2 protein-coding genes and 1 pseudogene are annotated in these 2,499 nt (G+C 73.5%); 2 read left to right on the top strand and 1 reads right to left on the bottom strand.

Annotated elements, in window-relative coordinates; all coding sequences use genetic code 11:
• Together hemB and ACJA3G_RS35035 are read left to right on the top strand one after the other, a co-directional pair.
• A partial coding sequence (hemB, locus tag ACJA3G_RS35040; RefSeq protein ID WP_406557065.1) for a porphobilinogen synthase occupies positions 1 to 949 on the top strand: 949 nt, incomplete at its 5' end.
• Between the two features lie 22 nt (positions 950 to 971).
• Positions 972 to 1,943, top strand: coding sequence for a molybdopterin-dependent oxidoreductase (locus tag ACJA3G_RS35035; RefSeq protein WP_406557064.1), 972 nt, complete (start codon positions 972 to 974; stop codon positions 1,941 to 1,943).
• Here the strand turns inward: ACJA3G_RS35035 and ACJA3G_RS35030 are convergent.
• A pseudogene (locus ACJA3G_RS35030) lies at positions 1,912 to 2,499 on the bottom strand (hypothetical protein); the annotation flags it as partial. The gene ACJA3G_RS35035 and the pseudogene ACJA3G_RS35030 sit on opposite strands and share 32 nt — an antisense overlap.

Below are 2,499 nucleotides of genomic sequence, written 5' to 3'. Positions count from 1 at the left end.
CCTCCGCACCACCCCCGCCATGCGCCGCATGGTCGCCGAGACCCGGCTGCACCCCGCCGACCTGATCCTCCCCGCCTTCGTGCGTGAGGGCATCGACCGGCCCGTACCCATCGAGGCCATGCCCGGCGTCGTCCAGCACTCCCTCGACACCCTGCGCAAGGCCGCCGTCGAGGCCGTGGAGGCCGGGGTCGCGGGGATCATGCTCTTCGGGGTGCCCGAGGACGACAAGAAGGACGCCCTCGGGACCGCCGGGACGGACCCCGACGGGATCCTCCAGGTGGCCATCCGCGCGGTGCGGGAGGAGGTCGGCGACGACCTCATCGTCATGTCCGACCTCTGCCTCGACGAGTACACCGACCACGGCCACTGCGGCGTCCTCGACGACGAGGGCCGCGTCGACAACGACGCCACCCTGGAGCGGTACGCCGAGATGGCCCAGGTCCAGGCCGACGCCGGCGTCCACGTCGTCGGCCCCAGCGGCATGATGGACGGTCAGGTCGGGGTGGTCCGCGACGCGTTGGACCAGACCGGCCACGAGGACGTCTCCATCCTCGCGTACACCGTCAAGTACTCCTCCGCCTTCTACGGGCCCTTCCGCGAGGCCGTCGGCTCCTCCCTCCGCGGGGACCGCAAGACCTACCAGCAGGACCCCGCCAACGTCCGCGAGTCCCTGCGCGAGCTCGCCCTCGACCTGGAGGAGGGCGCCGACATGGTCATGGTCAAGCCGGCCGGACCGTACCTCGACGTCCTCGCCAGGGTCGCCGAGTCCGTGGACGTGCCCGTCGCCGCCTACCAGATCAGCGGTGAGTACGCGATGGTCGAGGCCGCCGCGGAGAAGGGCTGGATCGACCGTGACCGGGCGATCCTCGAAACTCTGACGGGAATCAAGCGGGCGGGTGCGAACATGATCCTGACGTACTGGGCGACGGAGGTCGCCCGCGGGCTGTAGACGGCGGCGACGGGGACGGGCGATGGGTGAACAGGCGCTGGACGTACGGGACTTCACCGATGTCACGGACTACCTCACCCCCGTCGACCATGTCTTCGTCCGCGCCCATCTCGGCGTGCCCGACCTCGACCCCGGCTTCTGGAGCCTGTCCGTGGAAGGGCTCGTCGAGCAGCCGTTGCGGCTGGGGCTCGACGACGTCCTGGCGCTGCCCGCCCGCCGCTTCACCGCGTTCCACGAGTGCTTCGGCAACCCGTTCGCGCCCGAAGTGCCGACCCGGGCCGTGGCCAACCTGCGGTGGACCGGGTTCGACCTGTCCGCCCTCCTCGACCGGGCCGTACCGCTCGCCGCCGCGCGGCACGTGTGGTTCGAGGGCGCGGACACCGGCTCGTTCGACGGCGTGGACGGGCTGTCGTACGTGAAGGACCTGCCGCTGGAGACCGCCCGGCGGGACGTCTTCCTCGCGTACGAGATGAACGGCGAGCCGCTCACCGCCCGGCACGGGCACCCGCTGCGGACCGTGGTGCCCCGGATGTTCGGCACGAACTCGGTGAAGTGGCTGACCCGGATCGTCCTGGCCGAGGAGCGGCCGGACCACATGTTCACCACACGCTTCTACACCCGCGTCCACCCGGGCGAGTCCACGGCCCGTCCGGTACGCGCGGTGGACGTCGGCAGCAAGATCCTCAGCCCGCGGGACGGGGAGCGGCTGCCCGGGGAGGCAGTGGAACTGGTCGGGCGGGCGTGGAGCGTCGGGGAGGTCGTCTCACTCGACGTCAGCGTGGACGACGGGCCCTGGCGGCCCGCCGCCCTCGAACCCCTCGGGCCCGACCCCGCCTGGCAGCCCTTCACCCTCACCCTGCGGCTGCCGCCCGGCCGTCACCGCGTCCGCGCCCGCGCCACCGACCGCGACGGACGCGTCCAGCCGCCGCCCGGGGCACGCAACTCGGTGCACGAGATCACCGTCACGGTCGGTGGCGCGGCAGCGGGAGCGTGACCGGGCGCCCGGACGGCCGGCCCGTGCGCGGGTCCAGCTCCGTCACCGCGAGCGTGATCGTGGCGGAGGCGTAGAGGTACGTGCCGCGGGGGTGCACCGCGACGCCCGTGCAGTGCGGGGCCGTGAGCCCCGGCAGCGGCTCGGGGCCGGTGTCCGGGGCGAGCAGGCCGTCGGGGGTGAGGGCGGCGCGGTGGAGCGTGCCCGTCTCGCGGTCCGCGAAGTAGAGGCAGCCCGCCGCAGGGTGGACCGCGAGCGGGCCCGGCGCGGGCGGTACCTGAAGGGTCAGCGACGGGCCGTCGGAGTCGGCCCGGCCGTCCGGGCGGAGCGCGAAGACGTTCAGGGCGCGCCCGCCCGGGTCGCTCACATAGAGGTGGGTGCCGGCCGGGTGGACGGCGAGGCCTTTGTGGTGCGGGGCGGTGCCGCGCACCCAGAGCGCCGTCGTGCCCTCGTCGTCGGGTCTGCCGCCGTGGCCCAGGGGCAGACAGGTGACGGCCGTCTTCCCGTCGCGGTCGGCGACGTAGAGGAGGGGGAGCGAGGGGTGGGCCACGACCGTGGC

Source organism: Streptomyces sp. YS-3 (assembly GCF_045257485.1).
Lineage (GTDB): Bacteria > Actinomycetota > Actinomycetes > Streptomycetales > Streptomycetaceae > Streptomyces.
Note: the sequence above shows the minus strand (reverse complement) of the source record. Positions and strands in the feature narration are given on the sequence as shown.